Origin of the sequence: Paenibacillus sp. FSL R5-0636, assembly GCF_037974255.1 — a bacterium.
Taxonomy (GTDB): domain Bacteria; phylum Bacillota; class Bacilli; order Paenibacillales; family Paenibacillaceae; genus Paenibacillus_AQ; species Paenibacillus_AQ odorifer.
This window is the reverse complement of sequence record NZ_CP150232.1, coordinates 4623894-4648526: the sequence shown is the minus strand read 5'-3', so window position 1 is coordinate 4648526 and position 24633 is coordinate 4623894. Positions and strand designations below refer to the sequence as shown.

The following is a 24633-nucleotide window of genomic DNA, read 5'->3' as shown; positions in this document are numbered from 1 at the left end:
TTACCATGGTGAAATATTCAAAAGTCCCTGTTGTTGCTGTTTGAAAACGCTTTAGTTTTTATGCTTCAAAGAACTCTCATTGCCTAGTTCATCATGATTAAGAGGAGGAAAGTTATGAAGATGAGGAAGCTGTTTTCGATCTTAATGACAAGTTTGCTGGTGCTTGGGGTAGCTCTACCCTTTGGTGGAAAAGCGAATGCAGATGCTGCAAGTGACGCTTCAAATCGTGCTTTAATCTGGTTGAAAGCCCAGCAGGATGCAACAGCGGGGTATGCTTTTGAGGGACTGGTAGATAGCTTTGAAGATTTCTGGGGACCAAACAACCCCAAACAGATTGTATACACGTATGATCAAGCGGTTGCAGCTATCGCCTTTATTGTAAAGGGTGAACGGACGCGGGCAGAGCAGGTTTTGAACAAAATGCGGGACATTCAAGATCCTTCCGGCTTCTGGCTGAATTCTTATTGGTATAACAACGGCTTCGGAGAAGAAATCCGTAAACATGTGGGACCCGTTGTATGGATGGCAATGGCTGCTATGGCTTATGAGAAGCAATATAATGATACACGGTATCGTCCGATGGCACTTAAAGCACTCGATTGGAGTTTACAGTATAAAAAGGCTAATGGCAGTATTGCAGGAGGATGGAGTGGTTGGAGTAATTCCGATGAGCCTTGGAGCTCAACCGAGCACAATATCGATATTTACCGGGTATTGCAGTATTATGCTTCGGTGGATTCCTCAAAGGCAGCCACTTATAACAGTGCGGCTTCTGGAGTCAAAACCTTCCTGGATAATTATGTGTGGGATGACACTGTCAAACGTTTCAAGGGGGGCTGGAAAAACGATACAAATCTGATCGACCCCAAAATACCTTTAGACGTGAACCCTTGGGGAGTGTTAGCTTTAGGCGTATCCGGGGCCCATAACTACGGCGCAAGCTTAACCTATGTGGAAAATGCCTCCGGCACCCCGGGAACACTAGCAAATCCGCGTTACAAGCAGACGCTTACTTACAATGATGCTGGGAATACGCTCACCGGATACGATTTTGACTGGACAGACGAAGTATTGCCGGCGTATGACGATAACGGAAATCAAATTGGCAATACGGGTGCTGACGTATGGTTTGAAGGAAGCGCATTCATGTCACTCGCTTATTATCTGCAAGGCAATGCCTCAAAGGCAGACGCCATTAATACAGAGATTATTAAAAAACAAGGCACAAGCGGTGCTTCGCTCGGGGGTATTCCCTACTCGCTGAAAGGGTCCAGCAACAGTTATTGGGTGATGGCGCAGCAAAACTGTGTTTCCAGCACAGGCTGGTTAATAATGTCCCTGCACCGGTTTAATCCATTCACAGGTCAATATTTGACGGGTGGTGGTAATACTGGGGATACAACCGCGCCAACCGCTCCCGCTAATCTAACGGTAACCAGTAAGACGGATACAGGAGTTAGCTTAACCTGGTCCGCTTCTACCGATAATGTTGGCGTTACAGGTTATATTGTTTATCGCGGAACACAGCAGGTGTCCACTGTGGGGGGAACTACAGCTACTGTTAGTGGACTTACTCCAAGCACAGCCTATACGTTTACAGTAAAAGCTACGGATGCAGCAGGTAATTTATCCTCCGCTAGTAATACCGCAACAGTTACTACTAATTCCACTGGAGGCAGCGGAGGCGGTGATCATGTGACGGCTGACTTTACAGCAGGGGTAACGAGACTTTCTGCTACAGAGGCGAGTATCTATATTACACCTGTAACCAGTGCTCTTTATGTAGATGTACATTACAAGATTAGCGGTGGTTCCCAGCTTAATTACCGGATGACTAATAACTCAGGAACATGGAAGCAGACGGTGAGTGGATTAAGCGCTGGCAGCAGTATTGAGTACTGGTTCACTTATGAGAAATCCGGCCCGCAATATGATTCAGCACATTATACTTTTGTTCAGTAAGATTAGCAGTTCGTAAAAATCATTCTAAGAGAAGGCTGTTCCATGCTGCCATTTATAAGCGGCGGGGGCAGTCTTTTTTTGTGGGAAAAATAGTGAATAACCGTTAAATCCTTCTCAAGACGGAGGTCTGCTCTTAAGGTATGCTTTAAAATCTTTGGGGGAGACGTTAGGACTCGATGGTCACTAGCGTAGGTAGGTATGAGGTGAGTTTATTTTATTGGTTTTACAACGTAACAGTGTTATGTTACGATGGCTTCAAGGAGTGATAAGCATGGAAGAGGATTTGATCTCGAAGAAGCAGCTATTGGAATTAACCGGTATATCCTATGGGCAATTGTACCGCTGGAAGCGGAAGCAGTTGATTCCAGAGGAATGGTTTATCCGTAAATCTACGTTTACTGGACAGGAGACTTTTTTTCCAAAAGACATGATCTTGTCCCGTATCGATAATATTGTGAATATGAAAGATGGACTTTCTTTGGATGAAATGGCTGATAAGCTATCAGATAAGGCTTCTTTTGACAGAGTAAGTGTATCTGCTGCGGAAATTATAGAACGTAACATTGTTTCGTCAGTGACACTGGGGAAATTTGGAGAGAGGCTTGGTGTCAAGAATGGATATAGCTTCGATCAGCTCACTTATTTATTGGCTGTAGACCGCCTGCTTAGTGCAGGGGAGATGAATATGGAGGAAGCAGAGCTCCTGTTTCGAACCTTAATGAATAAAGCCTCCAATCTTGAGAGTGACAGCTGGGAGTTGTTTTTTATCCGCAAAATGGGGGTGTCATCCTTTATTCTGGCTCAGGCACCAGCGGAGTTATGGTTCGATGAAGGGGTAAAGCTGGTCAGTAAAATACTCAGTGCAGATGTAATAGAACAATTGAAAGGTAAGCTTGCTTTTAAGCTTGTTGAATAGGGGGTTACTGTAATGGATAAACGACAGCTGCCGGATCTGATTATAAACGGAGTCAGCGGGGGGGCAGGAGGTACTTATAACAGTGTGCAAATCGATGGTGTAGGCAAAGTAACGGGACCCATCGTGACGCGAATTTTTAAAGGAAATGGGCATATGAATTTGAAGAATGATCTCTCGGCGGAAGAAGCGGAATGCAATGGGACGATGAAAGTGCTGGGACATTTGCGTTTTAACTCCCTAAAGGTGGATGGAATGATTACTGTCGGTGAGAGCTTTCGGGGAGAAAGTTGCACTCTTCATGGAATGCTGAATATCAAGGGTGATTGTGAGCTTGAGGATTTTGCGGGGGAAGGAAGCTTTAGTGTCGGAGGTTTACTTAGTGCAGGACATGTAGACTTCAAACTGCAAGGGCAGGGAAAGGCGCATGAAATTGGTGTGGAGAGTCTAGTGATCCGGCAAACGAATAGTGGAGTCTGGAGCAAAATGTTAAGTGGAATCATCCCTAAATTAAGATCGGAGCTGCGGGCTCGGACTATTGAAGGAGATTTTATTGATTTAGAGTATACAATAGCGGATGTTATCAGGGGCAATATTGTGATTGTAGGGCCAGGCTGTACTATCGAACGGATAGAGTATCGTGATCAGATCACAGTACATCCAGAAGCAAAGGTTGGAAAGGTGGAGAAGATCAGTGACTGAAGAAACAACTCGGAGTAATTTGAAAATAATAGGCACAACGACCTCAGCGGGAGGCTTCTTTCGGGACATTAAAGTTACTGGGGAAGGTCATTTTGCAGGTGATGTAGATTGTGAGAAGCTGAGCCTGACTGGAAATGCCAGAGTAGATGGAAACCTGCTAATGACCAAAATGAAAATAACCGGTGAGATGACACTTTTGGGTAATCTTGAAGGGGATTCCTTGCGGGGTCAGGGTGAAATTAAAGCAACCTCCGTAAAAATCGACGATATTCATCTTAATGGTAATTTGGAGGTCAATGGTGATTGTGAAGGTGAACATCTGCGTATTTCGGGCGCTCTCAATGTGGCAGGACTGCTAAGTGCGGAGCAACTGGAGATCAATTTATATGGAATAAGTAGAGCGAAAGAGGTTGGAGGCAGTGCTTTAACGATCAAAAAAAGCAAGACCGGAAAATTCCTGCATTTGATGAAGCAGAATCCTAAAGTGCTTTTTGAGGCTGGGCTCATTGAAGGCGATACGATAGAGCTGAATAATACAAAAGCAAATATTGTCAGAGGAGATCGGGTAATCATCGGTGTGGACTGTGAGATTGATACTGTGGAATACCGTAGTGTTTTGGAGATTCACAAGAATGCAATAGTGAGGCATCAAGTGAAGTTGTAACACATAGTTATAGATCTTTTGACAATGGGGAGTGGAATAAATGAGTGCTGCCAAAGCGCCCAATCTGGGCATTGTTATCGCAGGTCTGCTGTTAGGAATACTGATGGCCTCCATGGACAGCACCATCGTTGCTACAGCAATGGGCAATATTGTTGGGGAACTAGGCGGTATGGACAAATTTGTCTGGGTAACATCAGCTTATCTCGTAGCTGAGATGGCGGGGATGCCTATCTTTGGCAAGCTGTCTGATATGTATGGGCGTAAAAAGTTTTTTATTTTTGGGATTATTGTATTTATGGCAGGTTCGGCGCTTTGCGGGACGGCAGAGACAATTACTCAGTTGGCTGCTTATCGGGCGGTTCAGGGAATTGGAGGCGGCGCGCTAGTGCCGATTGCTTTTGCCATAATGTTCGACGCCGTACCACTGGAGACACGGGGAAAGCTGGGCGGTGCATTTGGTGCGGTGTTTGGATTATCAAGTATTTTTGGTCCATTGCTAGGCGCGTATATCACCGATCATATTGCTTGGCAGTGGATATTTTATATTAACTTGCCGCTTGGACTGTTGGCTTTTGTGATGGTCGTATTCTTTTATAAAGAATCACACGAGCATTCTAAACAACCTATTGATTGGCTGGGTGCGGGCACACTGCTGGGCTCTGTCATCTGCTTAATGTTTGCGTTGGAGCTGGGTGGAAAAGAGTACGCTTGGGGCTCATCGATGATCCTCGGCTTATTTGCAGCTTTTGCTATATTGGCGGCAGTGTTCCTTTTTGTGGAGACGAGAGCGAAAGAGCCGATCATTTCCTTTGCTTTATTCAAAAAAAGACTGTACGCCGTCAGCATTCTGTGCGCGCTATTTAGCGGTGCTGCATTTATCGTGGCTTCCGTATATATCCCGATCTTTATCCAAGGTGTATTAGGGGGTTCGGCTACCAATTCAGGACTTGTCCTGCTGCCGATGATGGTCGGCTCAGTAATTACCGCCACAACGGGAGGATTCCTGATGGCAAAAACCAGTTACCGCAATCTGCTGATACCTACGTTTGTACTTTTGGTGATCGGCACAGGACTGGTAGCAACGCTTACTCCGGAAGCTTCACGTCTCTTGGTTACCTTGTACATGATTTTAATCGGATTGGGCATCGGCGCTTCCTTCTCTGTGTTAAGCACAGCAGCTATTCATGGTCTGACTGCGCAGCAACGCGGCTCCGCCAGCGCAACACTGAATTTCATTCGTTCGCTTGGCATGACCATTGGAATTACCACATTTGGCATTATTCAAAGCCATTATTTCTCGGGCAGTCTAACTAAGTTGCTCACAGCAAATGGAGGAGGAGCTGCTTCTGCGGGGGCTGCTGGGGTTATGGATTTTAAAGATCCGCATTCCCTGTTGTCGCCTGAGACTAGAGCACTCATTCCACCGGAAATTTTGAGCAAAATTACAGAGGGACTTTCCTCTTCCATTGCGAACACCTTCGCTTGGGCGGTTATTCCAGCTGCATTAGCTTTGCTGGCTTCCTTTTTTATGGGGCGTCAGAAAATGGATGCCTCCGCGGAGGGGGAAGTTCAGACGCCCGGGCATTAGGCTGTGGCAGAAGACGTTGGGCATTCGAATAATGAGCGGAAATTAGTGCGTATTATACGGAATGCAGTGATTGGTGTAAACAAACTATGGTTGTAAAGTGATGGAGCAGCTTCTCATTTGAGAGGCTGCTTTTTTATGTGTGGTTGGGAGTACAAATGAGCATGAACCCTCGAAGTAAGGGAGCTGCGTTGAAGGATGAGTAAATGCGATGAATCCTGGAAATAAGTGCATCTGGATCCGACGGCATGAGGGAATGCGATGAATCCAAGAATGAGTCCGATAGCAGGAGGGAATGCGGTGGATCCAAGAATGAGTCAGACTGTATGAGTGAATGCGATGAATTCTCGATAGAAGTGTGCCTGATTTCGCTGCATGAAGTGTGTTGCGGACCGTATAGTCGCTATTGCTGATTTTTGAGCTACTTTGCCGTAGTTTCGGACTGTATAGCTCTTATCGGCATGCATATGCTCGTATTTGGACTATATTTGTGTGGATAGCTGCACCTGATTCCGATAACATGAGGAAAAGCGCTGAATTCGGGAAATAAGTGCATCTGGGTCCGATAGTATGAGGGAATGCGATGAACCCAAGAATGAGTCCAATAGCTTGAGCAAATGTGATGGATTCTCGATAGAAGTGCGCCTAAGAATGATTCGAGGAGTGTTGCGGACCGTATAGTCGCTATTGCTGATTTTTGAGTTACTTTGCCGTAGTTTCGGACTGTATAGCTCTTATTGGCATGCATATGCTCGTATTTGGACTATATTTGTGTGGATAGCTGCACCTGAGTCCGATAACACGAGGAAAAGCGCTGAATTCGGGAAATAAGTGCATCTGGGTCCGACAGTACGAACAAAGATGATGGATTCTAGATAGAAGTGTGCCAAAAAATGATGCGTGGAGTGTTGCGGACCGTATAGTCACTATTGCTGATTTTTTAGCTACTTAGCCGTAGTTTCGGACTGTATAGCTCTTATCAGCATGCATATGCTCGTATTTGGACTATATTTGAGTGGATAGCTGCACCTGAGTCCGATAACACGAGGAAAAGCGCTGAATTCGGGAAATAAGTGCATCTGGGTCCGACAGTACGAACAAAGATGATGGATTCTCGATAGAAGTGCGCCTAAGAATGATTCGAGGAGTGTTGCGGACCGTATAGTCGCTATTGCTGATTTTTGAGTTACTTTGCCGTAGTTTCGGACTGTGTGGACCTCTGTCAAGAAAGTGGACAGTCACGCAACAGACATTCTAGTCAATTGCTCAGCAAAACGAACTGGAGAAAGATACCCCAGCGCGCCATGCATTCGCTTGCGGTTATAATAAAACTCAATATATTGAAAAAGTGTCTGGTAGGCTTGCTCCTTAGTTTTGAATCGTGGATTACAATAAATGAGCTCCTTTTTCAAAATGCTGTGCCACGACTCGATACAGGCGTTATCATAACAGTTACCTCTGCGGCTCATGCTGGACTCCATGCCATACGCTTTCAACTGCTTCGTGTATTCATGAGAAGTATATTGAGAACCTCTATCGGAGTGATGTAATAGACCCTTTTCCGGTTGCTTAGCTTCGTAAGCATCTTGTAAGGCGCCCGAAATCAAGCTAGTTTCCATATGGTTCTCCAAGCGCCACCCCACGATTTCACGCGTGCAAAGGTCCATCACACTAGCCAGGTACAAGCGCCCTCCCCGGCAAGGAATGTATGTAATGTCGGTAACCCATACTGAATTGGGTTTGAGTATTTTAAATTGCTGGTTCAGCGTATTTGGGGCAATCGGATGGTCATGATTGGAGTCGGTGGTCTGTACGCGATACGTTTTGGAGACAATGGAGCGAAGCTTCATATGTCGCATGTACACACTCACCGTGCGTTCGGTAACGGTATAACCTTCTTGATGCAACAGGCGAGTGATCTTCGGACTCCCATACCGCTTTTGATGGTCTGCAAAATGATACTGAATTCGCTTCATTATCGCAGCCTTACGAAGCATATGCGTACTGTTTTTTTCTGTCCGCCACTTGTAGTACCCGCTCCGTGACACATGTAGGGTCATGCACATCTTCTCCAAGAGAAACTCGGAGCGATGTTTTTCAATAAACTGGAATCTCAGTTCCTTGGTTTGCTGAAGATGTGCACTGCTTTTTTTACGATCGCTAATTCCTCTTCCACATCAGCAATCTTGTTATCTTTTTCTTGAAGTTGACGGCTCATTTCTTTCAACTGTGCCTCGAGTTCCCGTACTCGATCCACGCTAGCTGCCGGTTCATTCTTTAGTTCTCGATACTGACTCATCCATTGATGCAGGGTACTTTTTGGGATGTTGAGCTCTTCCGCCAAGTCGCCCACTGTCTTTGTTTGCTCTTGAATGAACTGCACTGTCTGTTTTTTAAATTCTTCGTTATACCGTTGTCGATGTTCTCCCATGTGAACACACCTCCGTGGACTCATTATCGCCAGTCTGTTAACTACTGTCCACTTTTTATTCTAGCTTCAGTATAGCTCTTATCGGCATGCATATGCTCGTATTTGGACTATATTTGAGTGGATAGCTGCACCTGAGTCCGATAACACGAGGAAAAGCGCTGAATTCGGGAAATAAGTGCATCTGGGTCCGACAGTACGAACAAAGATGATGGATTCTCGATAGAAGTGCGCCTAAGAATGATTCGAGGAGTGTTGCGGACCGTATAGTCGCTATTGCTGATTTTTGAGTTACTTTGCCGTAGTTTCGGACTGTATAGCTCTTATCGGCATGCATATGCTCGTATTTGGACTATATTTGAGTGGATAGCTGCACCTGAGTCCGATAACACGAGGAAAAGCGCTGAATTCGGGAAATAAGTGCATCTGGGTCCGACAGTACGAACAAAGATGATGGATTCTCGATAGAAGTGCGCCTAAGAATGATTCGAGGAGTGTTGCGGACCGTATAGTCGCTATTGCTGATTTTTGAGCTACTTTGCCGTAGTTTCGGACTGTATAGCTCTTATCGGCATGCATATGCTCGCATTTGGACTATATTTGAGTGAATAGCTGCACCTGAGTCCAATAATACGACGAAAAACGCTGAATTCGGGAAATAAGTGCATCTGGGTCCGATGCCAAAACTATGAAGTGTGAAAAACCATAACGGAAGAAGAGAACATAGCGCACCATAGTTGATGTAGCAGATGAAGAGGACAAAGCGCACCGTAGTTGATGTATCGGACGAAGAGGACAAAGCGAGCCATAGTTGATGGAGCGGACGAAGAGGACAAAGCACACCATAGTTGATGGAGCGGACGAAGAGGACAAAGCGCACCATAGTTGATGTAGCGGACGAAGAGGACAAAGCGCACCGTAGTTGATGTAGCGGACGAAGAGGACAAAGCGCACCATAGTTGATGTAGCAGATGAAGAGGAAAAACGTACCATAGTTGATGTAGGGAACGAGGAGGGTCTAGTTGCCCATAGCTCCCAAGCGCCCCTTAGAAACCATTTCTTTCAGCGGCAGGATGAGGGGAATTCCCGTCATCCTGCCGCTTTTTATAAGCCAAAAGGCATGTAGGCTCTCCATCACTAGACCCACAGTGATTAGGTAGAAAATGGTCGAAATATATGCGAATTTGGTTCACAAGCATCAGACGGTTCTCCAGTGAGGCCGTTCTGTGTTCTATCTCGCCATACATAAAGGTTCTGATACTATGAAAACGTAATCAAAATCTGGGTATAGGAGATTCCGACATGGGGGTACCTTCTGGTGAATTACTTCCCAGCGTCGATCCGGTTCATCGATCCCGCTGGAAGATGAAGAACAAACATAAATTGTTCTTCATGGCTTTTCCGTTTCTTATTGTCACCTTTATTTTCTATTATCTGCCGATCAGCGGATGGATTTATGCATTTTATGATTTCATTCCCGGAATACCGTTGTCTGACACGCCATATGTCGGGTTGAAATGGTTCAAGACGATTGTATCCAATCCAACACAGACCGCAGAGGTTGTGCGCGTGCTGAAGAACACTCTTGCCATGAGTTCACTTGGACTAATTACCTCGATATTTCCAGTGATCTTTGCGATTTTTCTGACCGAGATTAAGTCAGGCTGGTATCGCAAGATGGTGCAGACGCTAACCACGATTCCGAACTTTATCAGCTGGATTCTGGTATATGCATTGGCCTTCTCGTTGTTCTCCGTTGATAACGGGGTCATCACACATATTTTAGTGCAGCTTGGAATCGTTGATGAGGGTTATAACTTTTTAGCCTCCAGCTCGAATATTTGGGTCACGATGATTATTTGGTATTGGTGGAAATCGTTAGGCTGGGGTGCCATTCTCTATCTTGCTGCAATCGCAGGCATTGATCAAGAATTGTACGAGGCCGTTGAGGTGGATGGTGCAAGCCGGTTCCGTAAAATCTGGCATATTACCATTCCGGGTCTTGTCCCAACCTTCTTTGTCCTACTGCTGCTCTCCATAGGTAACCTAGTCAATAACGGGATGGAGCAGTACTTTGCCTTTCAAAATGCGATGAATAAAGATTCCATAGAAGTGCTGGATCTTTATGTATACAATATTGCGTTCGCTAACAACTTTCCGTTTGCCACTGCTGTCAGTATGCTGAAGTCGGTCGTCAGTGTAATTCTACTGTTCGCGGCAAACACCTTATCCAAGATGGTGCGTGACGAATCTATCATTTAAGGCAGGGGTGATCCCATTTGAGAAAGAAAAAACTAACTTCTGGAGAATTAATCTTTCAAATTATTATCTACACACTCTTTGGATTGTTCACCCTGTCATGCATTTATCCATTCTACTATTTGTTCATTAATACGATCAGTTCGAATGATCTTAGCGCAGCGGGGTATATCAAATTTTATCCAAGGCAGATCCATTTTGATAACTATAGTAAGGTTCTAAGAATCAGTGGTTTAGGTCATGCGGCGACAGTCTCTATTTATAGAACAGTTGTTGGTACTTTGCTCACCGTTGGATCTTCGGCATTTCTTGGGTACTTGTTCACCAAAAAGGAAATGTGGGGCCGGAGTATTTGGTACCGCAGTGTTGTAGTCACGATGTATTTCAGCGCAGGGCTGATCCCATGGTATATCACCATGCATAACTTGCATCTGACTAATAATTACCTGGCTTATATTTTGCCAACTATTATTACTCCTTTTAATATCATTTTGGTCAAAACCTTCGTCGAGGCTATTCCGCCCTCACTTGAGGAGTCGGCGTCAATGGATGGAGCAGGTTACTTCCGGGTGTTCTGGAGTATCATTGTTCCTCTTACAACACCTATCTTGGCTACGATTACGATTTTCTCAGCGGTGAATCAGTGGAATGCCTTTATTGATACGGCGTTTCTAATGACAGATACGAAATACTTTACGCTCCAGTTCTTATTATGGCGTTATTTGAACGAATCCAGCTCGCTCGCAGCCTTAATTCGTAATTCACCAGATATGGCCGCTAGTGCAGCAAATATGCAGACTCCAACCTCTGTGCGGATGACTGTAACGATGATCGTCGTATTGCCGATTTTGATCGTATATCCGTTCTTCCAACGCTTTTTCGTCAAAGGAATTATGATCGGTGCGGTTAAAGGCTGATGGGTGGCCGCTCTGGACCAGAACTGGGTTTTCCTCTGCTATAAGCAGAGTTGAACTATAAGTGAAGAGATGAAAGGGAGGGTATAAAGCAATGAGATTAAGAAGAGCATCGCTTGTCATGCTATCCGTAATCCTGGTCTTCGTTCTTGCAGCATGTGGCGGGGGGAATAATACGGCTAATTCGGGCAAAAACACGAGCACAGAGAAACCTACGTCGGCTGCCACAAATGCCCCGGCGGAGGAGACAGCAGCACCGGATGACGGAGCGCTTGATCATTCCAAGCCGCTGAAGCTGACTGTATTCTCAACAACCGCTAACTATGCCGGTCCACAGACCGGATGGTTTGCAAAAATCATCAAGGATAAGTTCAACATTGAAATGGACATTGTAGCTTCAAACCTGACTGGTGGAGATACCAAAATCTCTGCAATGATGGCTTCCGGTGATCTTGGAGATATCATTATTTTCGGTGACGACAAGAACCACTATCCAAATGCCATCAAAGGAAAGCTGCTCTTGGACTGGACACAGGACGGTCTTTTGGACAAATACGGAAAAGACATTTCTAGCACTTTCCCAAAAGCTATTGAGAAAGCAAAGGTAGCTTTTGGCGGTGGATCATCAGTCTTTGGTATGGGGAACAGCGTAGCTTCTAACCCATCCGGACCTTCTGAAGGAAAAGATATGACTTGGGGTCCAGACCTGCGCTTTGATCTTTACCAACAAATTGGAGCGCCAGAAATTACAAAGATTGAAGATTATCTGCCTGTGCTGAAAAAAATGCAAGAGCTCGAGCCTAAGAACGAACAAGGCAAAAAAACCTATGCTTTCTCGATGTGGTCTGATTGGGATGGCAACTATAAAATGACATTGGCTAAACAGTTCGCAAACATGATGGGCTATGACGAAATTCCTGATACTGCTGTGTATGTTAAGGCAGATGAAGAAAAGTATTATGACTTTTTATCCGAAGATAGCTGGTACATGAAATCGCTCAAACTGTATTTTGAAGCTAACCAAATGGGGCTGGTTGATCCGGACTCTATGACGCAAAAATTCGACGATGTTGTAGCGAAATACAAAGATGGTCGTCTATTGTTCTCTTGGTTCCCATGGCTAGGAGCTGCTAACTACAATACACCAGAAAGAACAGCCGAAGGTAAAGGTTTTGCGCTAGTTCCGTTCAAAGATGAATTGATGTATTCCACAGGCTTCAATGTTTACGGTGGTAACGGTATTATTGCAATCGGCGCAAAAGCTAAGGAACCTGCTAGAATTATGGAATTCATTAACTGGATGTACACACCGGAAGGTGCAATGATTTCTGCAGGAAGTGGTACAGCAGTACCTAACGGACCTCAAGGTCTGACCTGGGATATTGATGCAAACGGCAAACCTGCAGTGACTGATTTTGGTTGGAAAGCTTATACTGATCAACAGAATACTCAAGTTCCTGCTGAATACGGCGGTGGTGACTACTACTATGGCTCCAATCAAATGAACTTCTCGTTTGTGGTTCCGGCGATGGTGAATCCAGAGAATAGTGAGCCATTCGATCATAATCTGTGGACAACAACCCTGGAACGTAACCCTTCCAAGCTTGATAGTGACTGGAGAGCGAAGATGGGCGTTCTGACTCCTAAGGAGTATTTTGAGAAAAACAATCTATTGGCTGTAGCACCACAAGGCTTCACTGGCAAAGAGCCGTTAACCATGGATAAAACAGTGGAACAAAAGAATAAACAAATCGGTACGGTTATTCAACAGATTTCCTGGAAAATGGTCTTTGCTAAAGATCAAGCGGAATATGATAAGTTGAATAAAGAAATGCATGATAAGGTAAATGGTCTTGGTTATTCCGAAGTTATGGATTTCTCGATTAAAAAGGCTGAGGAATTGTTCGAGGCCCGTAAAAGCGTTAAATAAACACGGCTAGTAACTATAAAATAAGGCGGGGCGGCGTGGAGGCTGTTCTGCCTTATTCTATTCAATTAAGGATAAATGTGGTATTCTCACATTAATATAAAACGCTTTCAGATAGAAAGAAGAGGATAATCCAGATGGTAAGAGTACCCCTGCGGAGTCATACTCCAGCTGTCAAATCCTTACGCAATACCTTATTTATCTATCTAGTAATCGGAACACTACTTCCGCTTCTCTTAGTAGGATTCGTAACCTACACCTCTATTTACTCCATCCTTTCAGGTAAAATTGGCAACGGGATCAGCGCTAGTCTGAGACAGGAAGCCTCAAGCCTGGAGAATGCCATCGACAATATGGATTTTGCCTCCAAGCAGTTTGCTCTGGACGGTCAGATTGTGCAGGAGATGTCCTCATTTATTCAGGAAAAACAAATTTTTCGCAAATCGCAAATGATGAATTCCATCAACCAGAAGATCAATCTAGTCAATTTTACGAACCCTTATATTGGACTTACAGCCTACATTATGCCGGACAGCGATGATCCCGTTCTGTTTACCAACATGAGCGCACGCAGAAATTTTGATATCAGTACATTGCCGTCCTTTATGCGATATAACGGGGCTGACTATTATGGACCACACCCCACTATGTACGCTGTTGGTGACAATCTCGTGTTCTCGGAGCAGCGGATTGTCCGTGTGCCGGGCCAGCATAAGCTTTATATTTATTTGGAGACGAATTATAGTTTGTTTCGCAAAATCTTCAATCAGGAGTCCTACGGGATGAAAGTAAATCATCTGCTGGTTAATCAGCAAGGTAACAGTACAAAAGTGATCGACGGCAAACTTCCGCTAAGTATTATTAAAGCTGCGGGAAGCAACTCTAATCTCACCCATGAAACGCTTAGTGGATATCATCTGTTTCGTTACGCGAGTCCTCAGGGCTGGAAACTTATTGCCGTTGTGAAAAAATCAGAATTCAACAGTGAAATTTATTCTTGGTTTTATAAAATGATCTTACTTGCCTTCTCCACCCTTCTTTTTGCCGGATTTCTGGCTTGGATCATCTGGAGGAAAATTTATGGTCCGTTGCGTAAGGTTAACCTTGAAATCAACCGAATGGCGGAAAATGTTACCGCTCCGGTAGCCTATACGAATGTGGAAGAATTTGATTTTGTGCTTACCAACTTTCAGCAGATGAAAAAACAGGTGAATGAGCTGATTGTTGCGGTTGCCCATAATGAGAAGCAGAAAAGCCAATTTGAGATTGAGAAGTTGCTCAGCCAGATCAATCCTCATTTTTTGCATAATACCTTAAATACGGTACAGTGGATGGCCCGGTTAAACGGCCAGAAGGAGATCGACAAGCTGGTCACTCTTCTTGTAAAGGTGCTGCATTATAATCTGGGCAAGCAAAGCATCATTGTTACCATTGGCGAGGAAATTGAAGCGATTCGAAATTATATGGAGCTGCAGCGTATTCGTTATGATTATGAATTTGAATTTAACGTTGAAGCTGATGAGGATGTATTGTCTGTGGCTGTCCCGAGATTTTTGCTTCAGCCTCTGGTGGAGAACTCGATTTATCATGGATTAAGCGATAATGGCAAGGTAGATGTTGAGATAATGAAACATGGTGAAGGAGAAGTTCAGTTATGTGTAAAAGATAACGGAGCTGGGATGGATGCAGATACATTAGATCAGCTGTTGTCTGATGATGGAGCAAAAAAACGGGGACTTGGAATTGGTTTTTCATATGTGAACCGGATGCTTAGAACCTATTATGGAGAACAAATGAAGCTAGAGATGTTCAGTAAGCCAGGAGAAGGTACGGTTGTATCCATTGTGATTCCGAGGAAAGGTAAGGAGGACTTCGATGATTAAGGCTGTAGTTGTCGATGACGAGAGACTCGTGCGAAAAGGCTTCATATCCCTGATTGATTGGTCATCCTTAGGGATTGTTATAGTTGGGGAGGCAGGTGATGGTAAATCTGCTTTGGAGCTGCTTCAACAGCAGGAAGTAGATTTATTATTTGTGGATTTGACCATGCCCGGCATTTCAGGCTTCGAGCTTATTAAAATGGTTAGACAACGGTTCACAGGTATTCGCTGTGTTGTCCTTACTTGTCATCATGAATTTGACTATGTTCAGGAGGCTATGCGTTTAGGTGCCGTTGACTATATTGTAAAAACACTGCTTGAGATGGAAAATGCGGATGAAACTATCAGACGTCTTGTCGATCGTATTAAATGGGAGGACAATACGCGGGATGCTCTGGTTCGTGGGGAGAGTAAACGTATGGCTGCTGATAAGGCTCTGCTATATTTGCCATTAAATCATCAATGCAATGAAGAAGAATTATTTCAGCTGTCCAGCGTGAAAAATAATCCGCTTATTACTTTTCATGAGATGTGGATGTCGCCCTTATTGCATCGTTTCTCAATAGATGAGAGCAAGCGTGAACTAAAGATCCAGCTATCCGGACGATGGCAGACCGCACTGATCAGTGGATTGAGAGATCAACCGTTGCAGGAACTGGAGGAACAGCTCACTGCGAAATTACGCCGTATTCTATTTTATCATCCTGAACCTGAGGATTTGACCTCATTGAAATATGAAGACATAAAGAAGGAACCAGGGGCTCCCTATTCAAAACAAGAGGCGGATAATCTGTTGGAGCAAGCACAGAATTTGAAGTGGACAATTGATGGAAAGGAGTGGGAGAAATTTGTAGCAAACATACTTCAGCAGAAACCCCGTTCTGATCAGTTTCTGGCGTTTGCACACTCTCTAATACAAAGTTGGAGTTCTTTACTTTTAAAGCCTGAAGATGCTGCTCAACTGGAAAAGGACATTTCCCATAATCTGAACTGGTGTCATTGGAAGAACTGGCTGCGGCGATTTTCTGATCATGTGGGACGAAGAATGCTGGAGCTTGGATTAACTAAAGAGGTTATGTCCTGTCTTATTCGCGCAGTTCGTTATATGCAGAGCCATGCAGGTGACAAAATCAATCAGAGCGACGTAGCAGCCGTCATTAATATGAGCCGTGGTTATTTCAGCCAGTGTTTCGCTCGTTTTGCCGGAGAGACATTTGGTGAATGTTTACGGGGAATGCGGCTGGAGCTTGCCAAATCACTGCTGCTGGAGACTACACTTCCCGTCTGTGAGATTGCTTCGCGGTCCGGTTTTGAGGATGATCGTTATTTCAGCAGATTGTTTAGAGAACGTATTGGTAAATTACCAAGTGAATTCCGTGCGGAGGGGAAAAACCAAATATGAAATTTTGGAAATCTATCCTCCTAGTGTTTATGGTCATTGGAATGACATCATGTCGTGACAATATCGGTACTGTAGATTCAGTTGCAAGCCCTCAGGCAGGGGATGAAGATACTTCTATCGCTTATAGTAAATATGAGGATCCGATTGTGATCCGGGTGGGATTTAAGGTTCCCGACTCGCGACTTAATACAGGTGACAGCAACGATAACAATCCAATCACCCGTTATTTAGAGAGCATTACGAATATCAAAGTGGTTCACTCCTGGGAAGCGAAGGGTGAGGATGCTTTTACGCAAAAGGTGCAGCTTGCCATTGATAGCAACGATTTGCCTGATGCCATGGTTGTGGATCGGGATCAATTGAAGAAATTAATTGATAATGACATGATTGAAGATTTGACAGAGACATATAAAATATATGGATCTGAACTTATCAAGGATATGTACAATTCTACAAAGGGAGAGGCGTTAGAGGACGCTTCCCGCGACGGTAAATTATATGGATTACCGAATGTAGCTATTGATGCAGACTCTCCCGTGCTGCTCTGGGTACGTCAGGATTGGCTGGAGAAGCTGGAGCTGCGACCTCCACAAACTTTTGAAGACATCGAGAAAATTGCCAAAGCTTTTATTGAAAAAGACCCTGACGGGAATGGAAAAAGAGATACCGTCGGTCTAAGCGGCTACAAAAATATCGTATATGGAACTAAACCATTAGTTAATGGTCTGGATGCTGTTTTTAGTGCATTTCATGCTTTCCCCACGAATTGGATTAAGGATAACAACGGAAATATCGTGTATGGCTCCATTACACCAGAAACCAAACAAGCGCTTGCTAAACTTGCTGATTGGTATAAACACGGGTTGCTGGATCCGGACTTTGCACTATATAAGGAAACTCAGGAGCCTATTATTACAGGTAAATCAGGGATGTTTTTTGGTCCTTGGTGGATGCCTTATTATCCTTTGTCAGAGGCAGTGGCTTTGGATACGAAGGCAGAATGGAGAGCATATGCAGCTCCAGTTGATGATTCCGGTAAGTTTGTCGCTCATTTGGCTCCGGTAACAGATCGATATCTTGTTGTGCGTAAAGGGTTTGAACATCCAGAGGCTGTAATCAAGCAATTGAACGTGTTTACAAGACTCGAAAGAAGACAAGATCCTAATCAAGAGGAGGTAAAAAAGCTGGGTGATTTCTCTGCGCAGACAGGCATTCAGCTGCGTGCTTATTATCCGTTCGATCTTTTGATAGATTATAGGGATGCGATTGAGAAACATTATGCTGATATCCAGCAGGCTTTGCACGGAAAGATAGACCCGGATACATTAAATTCTGATACCCGGCTCATTTATGATCAATGGGTAGCGGAAACAGAGCAGCCCAAAAAAGATCTTGAAGGCTGGAAAGCAGCGAATGCGTATAAATATGGAGTAGCTGTGTTAACCTCAACTGCTATAGAGGGAGTGCGTGGGGTCTTTTATGGGAACACCCGACTTATGAAGACCAAGTGGCCGGAACTGCAGAATCTGGAGAATGAGACGTTCTTAAATATTATTGTGGGTGATTCACCGCTTAGTGATTTTGATGTGTTTGTAGCTAAATGGAAGAGTATGGGCGGGGAAGAGATTACGGAAGAAGTTGCTGAAATTGTAAAGCAAAAGTAAACGTAAAAGTGGGATGCCTCAACAGCCGAGTGGCTTTGGGACATCCTTTTTCTTATGTTCTATTCTTCGTTTGTACTGATTTTTTGCAGCAGGAAATGTAGTTGCTCTACTTCTTCATCGGTTAAATGGCCCACAAGGCTTTTATTAAATTCATCTAAGATGGACTGTAAAACTGGGAAGAAATCGATGGCTTTCGGGGTAGGATATAGAAGGTGGGAGCGTCGATCATTAGGATCGTCTTTGCGCTCGATATATCCCGAATTCTCTAATTGCTTCACAGAACGTGCTGTAGTTGCTTTATCGAACTTCAATTCGGCAGTTAACTGATCCTGAGTAATGCCTGGCCGAGAAAGAATCAATTTAAGAAAGCTATGCTGTCCACCACTACCGATTCCATAAGGGACAAACTGCTTAACCAGTTTCTTTTGATTTTGACGGTGAAGATGGGAAATTAGCTTCCCGATAGGCTCTCTTGCCAATATAGACACCTCTTTGGGTTATAAGTTCGCTCATTTTTTGCCTTGAAATAAAGTGTACAATAAAGTCGTTGCGCACGCAACTAAATTGTTGTACACTGGGTATGGCGAGTTTGGTTGCGTGCGCAACTAAACGGTGATTATTAATATTTAATGAGGTGTTAGTTATGAGTTCTGTAAGTGCAACCTACCAGGAGGATAAAGAAATTCAGAAGAAGCGCTGGATGATTTTAATTGTTCTGAATATATTTACGTTTATGTCCACCCTTGATGGTAGTATTGTCAATATTGCTCTGCCTGAGCTATCCAAACAACTGAAGTTGCCCATGGCGCAAATCGAATGGGTAACTACAGGTTATTTAATGGCGATCTGTGCAGCGATACTTTTCTTCGGCAAGCTTGGAGATATCGTAGGAAAGATTCGAATCTTTAAGATTGGCACCATTATATTTGTTATTGGATCTATGCTGTGTGGGCTTAGTGTAAGTTTACCAGCCTTGATCGCTTCACGTGTTATTCAAGCCTTGGGTGCTTCGATGACCATGGCGAACAGTCAGGGAATTGTTACGGATATCTTTCCTGCCACGGAGCGTGGTAAAGCCCTTGGTTTCATTGGTACATTCGTGTCTCTGGGAAGTATAGCTGGTCCAAGTTTAGGCGGGATTATGGTTTCCACCTTAGGCTGGGAGTATATCTTTTGGGTTAACGTGCCTATTGGTCTGATCGCTATATTTTTTGGCTGGAAGGTATTGCCTAAGGATTTAACGAGAGTGAAATCTTCGATTGATGTGCCGGGCAGTTTACTGTTCGCTGTTTTTATTATTACTTTGTTCGCAGGATTATTACTAGGACAACAGCTAGGGTATGGTAACAGCTTAATTTTTACATCAATAATTGTTGCTGTCGTCAGCTTCATTGCTTTCATATGGACGGAGCTTCGTAGAAAAGAACCGTTGTTGCAGCTGTCATTATTTAAGAATCCGTTGTTTTCTTTAAGTATATTATGTGGTTTTCTCGTATTTACAGCGAATTTCTGCTTCAATATTATCGCGCCGTTTTATGCACAGAACATGCTTAATTTATCGCCATTCTATGCAGGCTTCTTGTTAATGCTGTTGCCGATATGTATGGTAGTCGTGGCTCCAATGAGTGGTGCGCTATCGGATAAAATAGGCTCTGAATTTTTGACTTTTGCGGGGCTGGTGGTCATGGTTATTGCACAGTTCGGATTAGCACAGCTTCATGTAGGAAGTTCTGTTGTGCTGGTAGGTGTGTGGATCGCTATGCTGGGTATAGGAAGTGGCCTGTTTCAATCGCCGAACAACTCGCTTGTTATGTCTAAGGTACCAAGAACACAGCTTGGTTCTGCGGGTAGTGTCAATTCGTTAGTTCGTAATGTCGGTATGGTTGTCGGCATTACAATTGCTACTACAATTCTTTTTCAAGTGATGAGCAGTGAAGCCGGCTATAGAGTGACAGGGTTAGTTCCCGGCCGGCCAGAGTTATTTATCGAGGGTATGCATGTAGTGTTTGTAACCTCGGCATCCATATGTCTAGTGGCTGCTTTATTAACTGGCTGGAGATTGGTGAGTGCAAGAAGCGCCAGAGTGCAGTCATCGGAAAGATAACATAAAATGAAAAAGATCCTTCTGGCGCTACGGCTAAGAAGGATCTTCTTTGTGATGAAATTGTAGGGCTTCCTTAACGGCTTGCAAGTATTGATATTGATAACGCTCATCCGGTTCCAGATAGGCGCCTTCAGCCCATTCATTCCAGGCGTTGATATAAATATATTCACTTTTGAACATTTTTTTGGCGCGCTCAATTTGTCGTGAAAGGTATTGGCCGAATTTTTGAGGATTAGCACCTAAGGTGCTTTGTCCGGCAGGGCCTTTCCGTGGTGTGTTATCCCAGTTGACAAAGGCTCCCGGATATATGATTTCTCCGTCCCTATGGGGTGTCCGCTCCAACATGGATTCCCATAACTCATCATAATCAATTACGATATGCCTCTGATCCTCCACCTGCTTTGAGCTCCATAAATGCTTAACCCCGCCATGTGCGAATGTGTAATGCGGCTCAAATTCCAGACTGGCATCGAATCCTTGCTCTTTCTGTAGGGGGAAACCGCCTAGTGTCCGGACCAGATGAAGTCCTTTAAGTCCGTTCTGCAGAGCCAATTCGCGCCAATATTGAAGCATTTCTTCACAGCGCGGGATACTAGCAGATCTATAAATGATAAAGACAGGCTTATCTTCTACCCGGATATAACGATCATCTTTGAAGGCTTCCAGCAACGCAAAAAAGTGCATTCGCCAATCCCGTTCTTCTCCGTATTCCTGTGGCATCAGTACATCCTCTTCGGTGCCATCCCAGCTACGTGTCCATGGTTCGTTAGCCCAAGAAAGGCAAAAGGGGAAGTCAGGCTCTTTGCTCGCAAGAATCTGCTGAACCGGTTGTTCCAGTAGTCGCCTGCCATTAAACCAATAGTGATAATAACAAAAACCGTAAATGCCATGAGCCCTTGCAGTCTCTGCCTGCCATTGTTTCACTTTAGGATCCGTTAAATCATAGTAGTTATTATTTAATGGCTTCTTGGGCTGATCATGTTCAGGATAAAGGGCTGCAGCCTTCCTGACATTTGTCCATTCTGTAAAACCCTCACCCCACCAGGAATCGTTCTCTGTGATCTGATGAAACTGAGGCAATACAAAAGCAATGCATCTCAAGTCATGCCACCCCCTATGGTTCCTTGAATATTTTTCTCAGCAGTAACTTTCCTTGCTGGATATAAGAATGGTTATATTTAAGTTCCTTTAGAGCACGAGAGGCAGAAATTCTCCTTTCTTCACTATGTGAAAAATAGTGCTTAAAGCTTTCGGAGAGCTCTTTGAAGTTCTGGAAACGAATGAGATCTTCTTCTGCAATTCGGTAATTATGAAGATGGGGATGATCCTCCACTAACTGAAATACACCGCAAGCGGTGACCTCCATAATCTGCTGCATAGAACCAGTGCAATTGATGACGATTTTTGCTCCATTATAATAACTGGACATATCTTTACTATGGGTGATATCCAGGAAATTTCTGGGGGGGGCCCAACCACGCCCGGCGATCATTACCTTAAGGCCTTGAAGCAGGTCTGAATACGCCAACGTGTAAAGCACACTATCGATTTGAAAATCGCCGAGAATGAGTACGTCACTCTGATAACAGTCCTCCACACGTCTTGGATAATAGAGATCCGTATCCGCAGCATATGGGAGATAACTGGAATGTTTGCCCCATAAACCCTGATAATAGATCAGATTAGCTATGTTCTGTGTGAAAATATAATCGAATAACAATGCCAGATTACGTTCTGTTGGAGTAAGACAAGCTGCATCTGCCATCCATACCGCTTTGGGAACGTTGGAAGTTTTCAGAGCAGGGAGGTTCTCCTCCGGAAATAGGGTCTCCGATCCTAGAGCTAATATTAGATCAGGTTGAAAATGGGCTAAATATTCCTCCAGATTATGCTGGAATTTAATAGCAAGTACTTCTTTGACCAAATGCCTTAGTTGATCTTTAAAAAGTCGTACATTAGGCATTTTATCGCTGGCCTCTGTAGGAACCAGCAGCAATATTCTTAATTGCTTGAGTTCCCGTTGCAGCGGCTCTGCTCTATAAGAGTTCATCTCAAGGATGAGGTTATGGTGTTGCGATGGATTAACTTGGCTGATGGTGACTTCGTGACTTGAAGGCCTTTCAGGAGTGAGCCTATTAGCTGTCTTCTTCATAATTCCTCCTGTATTCTGTGGAGCCAGTCGTCCGCTCTAGCACCGAGTCTTGCTAATCATTATATGTGTAGGGGGTTATTTTGACTTTAGGTATAAGACCATTAATCAGAGCCCTGAAGATAAAAAGCGGATTTAGTGAAAGCTGTATATCTATCTATGACAGGGCTGGCTTGTTTAACATAAGATATGCTATAAAACCTGAAAGGGATGATCGCCTTGCCAACCTTCGATAACGTTCTAGTTACAGGAAGTCAGACCATTCAAAATGATCTGCACGTTAATGGAAATGAGACTATCGATTCGAATCTTCATTTGAATGGTAGTCAGACCATAATGGGAAGCCTAAATGTGAACGGCAGTGAATCCATACTTGGTCATCTGGGGGTAACCGGTGAAATTAGCGGGGCAGGCACCATTAGAGCTGCAACCCGGTTGATCGCTACGAACCAAGCAACATTGCCACCAGGCGCTCCTACCAGCCTGCAACAAGTTCGATACTTTTCTGTAGGTGCTGTAGGTCAGACTGGTCTCGTGCTGAAGGGCACAGATGGAAATGATTATGTATTATTTATCGATTTGACTGGCGGAACACCTAATATTGGCATCCAACGGGCTTAATCAAGGTAAACTAACATTCTCAGCATCAGATTAATAAAAAACAGCAAGTCTCCTAAGTACAAATAGGGACTTGCTGTTTGAGGTTTCTATTAATTCTTAAAGCTATGAATTGGAGCTGGGATTCGTCCGCCACGATTAATGAAGTTCGCGCAGTTGAAGCCGTTCACTGCCATGACTGGTGCATATCCGAGCAGGCCGCCAAATTCGACCATTTCACCTACGTCCTTGCCGATTACTGGAATCACGCGAACCGCAGTGGTTTTGTTATTCACCATGCCGATTGCAGCTTCATCCGCGATGATACCGGAAATGGTCTCCTTGGTGGTGCTTCCTGGGATAGCTATCATATCCAGTCCCACGGAACAAACACAGGTCATAGCTTCCAGTTTCTCTAGTGTAAGGGCACCCCGCTGAACGGCTTGAATCATGCCGTGATCTTCACTGACTGGAATAAAGGCTCCACTAAGGCCACCTACATAGGAGGAGGCCATCACGCCACCTTTTTTAACATTGTCATTTAGGATCGCCAGAGCAGCGGTTGTTCCCGGTGCGCCAGCTTCCTCCAGACCCATGACTTGAAAGATTTCGGCAATGGAATCTCCGATTTCTGGAGTAGGGGCTAAGGATAAATCGATAATCCCAAAAGGAACATTCATCCGTTTGGAAGCCTCTTGAGCAACTAGCTGACCGACACGTGTGACTTTGAAGGCTGTCCGTTTAATGGTTTCACATAAGGTTTCAAAATCCTGCCCTCGAACCTCTTCAAGCGCACGTTTGATTACACCAGGACCGCTGACGCCAACGTTGATGACACATTCCCGCTCCCCAACCCCGTGAAATGCTCCGGCCATAAAAGGGTTGTCCTCGACTGCATTACAGAAGACTACCAGCTTGGCGCAGCCGATGGAATCCCGATCCTTGGTGCGTTCTGCAGTTTGGATAATAATGTCGCCCATTAATTTCACAGCATCCATGTTGATTCCACTTCTGGAGGAACCGACATTGACCGAGGAGCAGACTCTTTCAGTGACTGCCAGTGCTTCAGGAATACTGTCGATCAGAATACGATCGCCTTTGGTGCAGCCTTTTTGTACAAGTGCAGAGAAGCCGCCAATAAAGTTAACGCCTACCTCTTTTGCAGCCTTGTCCAGGATTTCAGCAACAGGTACATAGGTATCTGTCTTCACCGCACCAGCGGCAATAGCGATGGGTGTGACAGAAATCCGTTTGTTAACGATAGGAACCCCAAATTGTCTTTCCAGATCTTCACCCGTCTTTACGAGCTTTTCAGCGGATCTGGTGATTTTGTCATATACATTTTGATTAAAGGTGCGCATATCCGTGTGGGCACAATCCATGAGGCTGATCCCCATTGTTATGGTACGCACATCCAGATTCATTTCACGAATCATCTTATTCGTTTCTTGTACTTCCACTAGTGATATCATGGTCAGCCATC

At 44.4% G+C, this 24633-nt stretch carries 19 protein-coding genes; 13 read left to right on the top strand and 6 right to left on the bottom strand.

What is annotated here, in order from left to right; translation table 11 throughout:
• The first annotated feature begins 114 nt into the window (after nt 1–114).
• The 5 genes from MKX34_RS21185 (at nt 115) to MKX34_RS21165 (ending at nt 5829) form a co-directional block, all read left to right on the top strand.
• Nucleotides 115–1962, top strand: coding sequence for a fibronectin type III domain-containing protein (locus tag MKX34_RS21185; RefSeq protein WP_076100118.1), 1848 nt, complete (start codon nt 115–117; stop codon nt 1960–1962).
• Between the two features lie 271 nt (nt 1963–2233).
• Nucleotides 2234–2878, top strand: coding sequence for a YhbD family protein (locus tag MKX34_RS21180; RefSeq protein WP_076100120.1), 645 nt, complete (start codon nt 2234–2236; stop codon nt 2876–2878).
• Nucleotides 2879–2890: 12 nt separating this feature from the next.
• Nucleotides 2891–3577, top strand: a complete 687-nt coding sequence (locus MKX34_RS21175) for a hypothetical protein (protein WP_076104471.1) — start codon at nt 2891–2893, stop codon at nt 3575–3577.
• Nucleotides 3570–4241: a hypothetical protein gene (locus tag MKX34_RS21170; protein ID WP_076104472.1), complete on the top strand. Its 672-nt coding sequence runs from the start codon at nt 3570–3572 to the stop codon at nt 4239–4241. The genes MKX34_RS21175 and MKX34_RS21170 overlap by 8 nt, the downstream gene beginning before the upstream one ends.
• A gap of 40 nt (nt 4242–4281) precedes the next feature.
• Complete coding sequence (locus MKX34_RS21165; RefSeq protein WP_076297413.1) at nt 4282–5829, top strand: MDR family MFS transporter; 1548 nt, start codon at nt 4282–4284, stop codon at nt 5827–5829.
• A gap of 1235 nt (nt 5830–7064) precedes the next feature.
• Here MKX34_RS21165 and MKX34_RS21160 read toward each other — a convergent pair.
• Both MKX34_RS21160 and MKX34_RS21155 read right to left on the bottom strand, forming a co-directional pair.
• Complete coding sequence (locus tag MKX34_RS21160; protein ID WP_256717136.1) at nt 7065–7928, bottom strand: IS3 family transposase; 864 nt, start codon at nt 7926–7928, stop codon at nt 7065–7067.
• A gap of 11 nt (nt 7929–7939) precedes the next feature.
• On the bottom strand, nt 7940–8257 hold the full coding sequence (locus MKX34_RS21155; RefSeq protein WP_036683594.1) for a transposase: 318 nt from the start codon (nt 8255–8257) through the stop codon (nt 7940–7942).
• A gap of 1299 nt (nt 8258–9556) precedes the next feature.
• Here MKX34_RS21155 and MKX34_RS21150 point away from each other — a divergent pair.
• The 6 genes from MKX34_RS21150 to MKX34_RS21125 all read left to right on the top strand — a co-directional run bounded on the left by MKX34_RS21150 (nt 9557) and on the right by MKX34_RS21125 (nt 18300).
• Nucleotides 9557–10516: an ABC transporter permease subunit gene (locus MKX34_RS21150; protein WP_036685755.1), complete on the top strand. Its 960-nt coding sequence runs from the start codon at nt 9557–9559 to the stop codon at nt 10514–10516.
• A gap of 17 nt (nt 10517–10533) precedes the next feature.
• A complete protein-coding gene (locus MKX34_RS21145; protein WP_036685756.1) occupies nt 10534–11430 on the top strand; it encodes a carbohydrate ABC transporter permease in 897 nt (298 codons plus the stop codon).
• A 91-nt stretch (nt 11431–11521) separates the two neighbouring features.
• The gene (locus tag MKX34_RS21140) at nt 11522–13357 is read left to right on the top strand and encodes an ABC transporter substrate-binding protein (RefSeq protein WP_036685758.1); all 1836 of its coding nucleotides are present in this window, start codon (nt 11522–11524) and stop codon (nt 13355–13357) included.
• A 134-nt stretch (nt 13358–13491) separates the two neighbouring features.
• Nucleotides 13492–15237, top strand: a complete 1746-nt coding sequence (locus MKX34_RS21135) for a sensor histidine kinase (protein ID WP_036685760.1) — start codon at nt 13492–13494, stop codon at nt 15235–15237.
• Nucleotides 15230–16636, top strand: a complete 1407-nt coding sequence (locus MKX34_RS21130; protein ID WP_076106488.1) for a response regulator — start codon at nt 15230–15232, stop codon at nt 16634–16636. The genes MKX34_RS21135 and MKX34_RS21130 overlap by 8 nt, the downstream gene beginning before the upstream one ends.
• Entirely contained in the window at nt 16633–18300 is a 1668-nt protein-coding gene (locus MKX34_RS21125; RefSeq protein WP_051491407.1) for an extracellular solute-binding protein, read from the top strand. Before MKX34_RS21130 ends, MKX34_RS21125 begins: the two co-directional genes overlap by 4 nt.
• Nucleotides 18301–18359: 59 nt before the next feature.
• On the opposite strand, the gene MKX34_RS21120 is transcribed toward MKX34_RS21125, so the two are convergent.
• The gene (locus MKX34_RS21120; RefSeq protein WP_036685765.1) at nt 18360–18779 is read right to left on the bottom strand and encodes a MarR family winged helix-turn-helix transcriptional regulator; all 420 of its coding nucleotides are present in this window, start codon (nt 18777–18779) and stop codon (nt 18360–18362) included.
• 164 nt (nt 18780–18943) lie between these two features.
• Here MKX34_RS21120 and MKX34_RS21115 point away from each other — a divergent pair, with 164 nt between their 5' ends.
• Nucleotides 18944–20404: an MFS transporter gene (locus MKX34_RS21115; protein WP_076106486.1), complete on the top strand. Its 1461-nt coding sequence runs from the start codon at nt 18944–18946 to the stop codon at nt 20402–20404.
• A 33-nt stretch (nt 20405–20437) separates the two neighbouring features.
• Here MKX34_RS21115 and MKX34_RS21110 read toward each other — a convergent pair whose 3' ends face one another.
• Together MKX34_RS21110 and MKX34_RS21105 are read right to left on the bottom strand one after the other, a co-directional pair.
• Nucleotides 20438–21505, bottom strand: coding sequence for a glycoside hydrolase family 99-like domain-containing protein (locus MKX34_RS21110; RefSeq protein WP_036685768.1), 1068 nt, complete (start codon nt 21503–21505; stop codon nt 20438–20440).
• 13 nt (nt 21506–21518) lie between these two features.
• A complete protein-coding gene (locus MKX34_RS21105; RefSeq protein ID WP_076106484.1) occupies nt 21519–22556 on the bottom strand; it encodes a glycosyltransferase in 1038 nt (345 codons plus the stop codon).
• Between the two features lie 207 nt (nt 22557–22763).
• Between MKX34_RS21105 and MKX34_RS21100 the strand changes: the two genes are divergently transcribed.
• Nucleotides 22764–23174 carry a hypothetical protein gene (locus MKX34_RS21100; RefSeq protein ID WP_232061415.1) on the top strand — a complete coding sequence of 137 codons (411 nt, stop codon included), beginning with the start codon at nt 22764–22766 and terminating at the stop codon, nt 23172–23174.
• 89 nt (nt 23175–23263) lie between these two features.
• Here the strand turns inward: MKX34_RS21100 and MKX34_RS21095 are convergent, their stop codons facing one another.
• Nucleotides 23264–24619 (bottom strand): PFL family protein, encoded by a 1356-nt coding sequence (locus MKX34_RS21095; RefSeq protein WP_244886527.1) that lies wholly within the window; start codon nt 24617–24619, stop codon nt 23264–23266.
• Nucleotides 24620–24633 lie beyond the last annotated feature (14 nt).

What these genes read in the sequence shown, in the direction of transcription:
- MKX34_RS21185 (WP_076100118.1), top strand. Translation starts at nt 115, where the DNA reads ATGAAGATGAGGAAGCTGTTTTCGATCTTAATGACAAGTTTGCTGGTG.
- MKX34_RS21180 (WP_076100120.1), top strand. Translation starts at nt 2,234, where the DNA reads ATGGAAGAGGATTTGATCTCGAAGAAGCAGCTATTGGAATTAACCGGT.
- MKX34_RS21175 (WP_076104471.1), top strand. Translation starts at nt 2,891, where the DNA reads ATGGATAAACGACAGCTGCCGGATCTGATTATAAACGGAGTCAGCGGG.
- MKX34_RS21165 (WP_076297413.1), top strand. Translation starts at nt 4,282, where the DNA reads ATGAGTGCTGCCAAAGCGCCCAATCTGGGCATTGTTATCGCAGGTCTG.
- MKX34_RS21155 (WP_036683594.1), bottom strand. Translation starts at nt 8,257, where the DNA reads ATGGGAGAACATCGACAACGGTATAACGAAGAATTTAAAAAACAGACA.
- MKX34_RS21150 (WP_036685755.1), top strand. Translation starts at nt 9,557, where the DNA reads ATGGGGGTACCTTCTGGTGAATTACTTCCCAGCGTCGATCCGGTTCAT.
- MKX34_RS21140 (WP_036685758.1), top strand. Translation starts at nt 11,522, where the DNA reads ATGAGATTAAGAAGAGCATCGCTTGTCATGCTATCCGTAATCCTGGTC.
- MKX34_RS21135 (WP_036685760.1), top strand. Translation starts at nt 13,492, where the DNA reads ATGGTAAGAGTACCCCTGCGGAGTCATACTCCAGCTGTCAAATCCTTA.
- MKX34_RS21130 (WP_076106488.1), top strand. Translation starts at nt 15,230, where the DNA reads ATGATTAAGGCTGTAGTTGTCGATGACGAGAGACTCGTGCGAAAAGGC.
- MKX34_RS21125 (WP_051491407.1), top strand. Translation starts at nt 16,633, where the DNA reads ATGAAATTTTGGAAATCTATCCTCCTAGTGTTTATGGTCATTGGAATG.
- MKX34_RS21115 (WP_076106486.1), top strand. Translation starts at nt 18,944, where the DNA reads ATGAGTTCTGTAAGTGCAACCTACCAGGAGGATAAAGAAATTCAGAAG.
- MKX34_RS21105 (WP_076106484.1), bottom strand. Translation starts at nt 22,556, where the DNA reads ATGAAGAAGACAGCTAATAGGCTCACTCCTGAAAGGCCTTCAAGTCAC.
- MKX34_RS21100 (WP_232061415.1), top strand. Translation starts at nt 22,764, where the DNA reads ATGATCGCCTTGCCAACCTTCGATAACGTTCTAGTTACAGGAAGTCAG.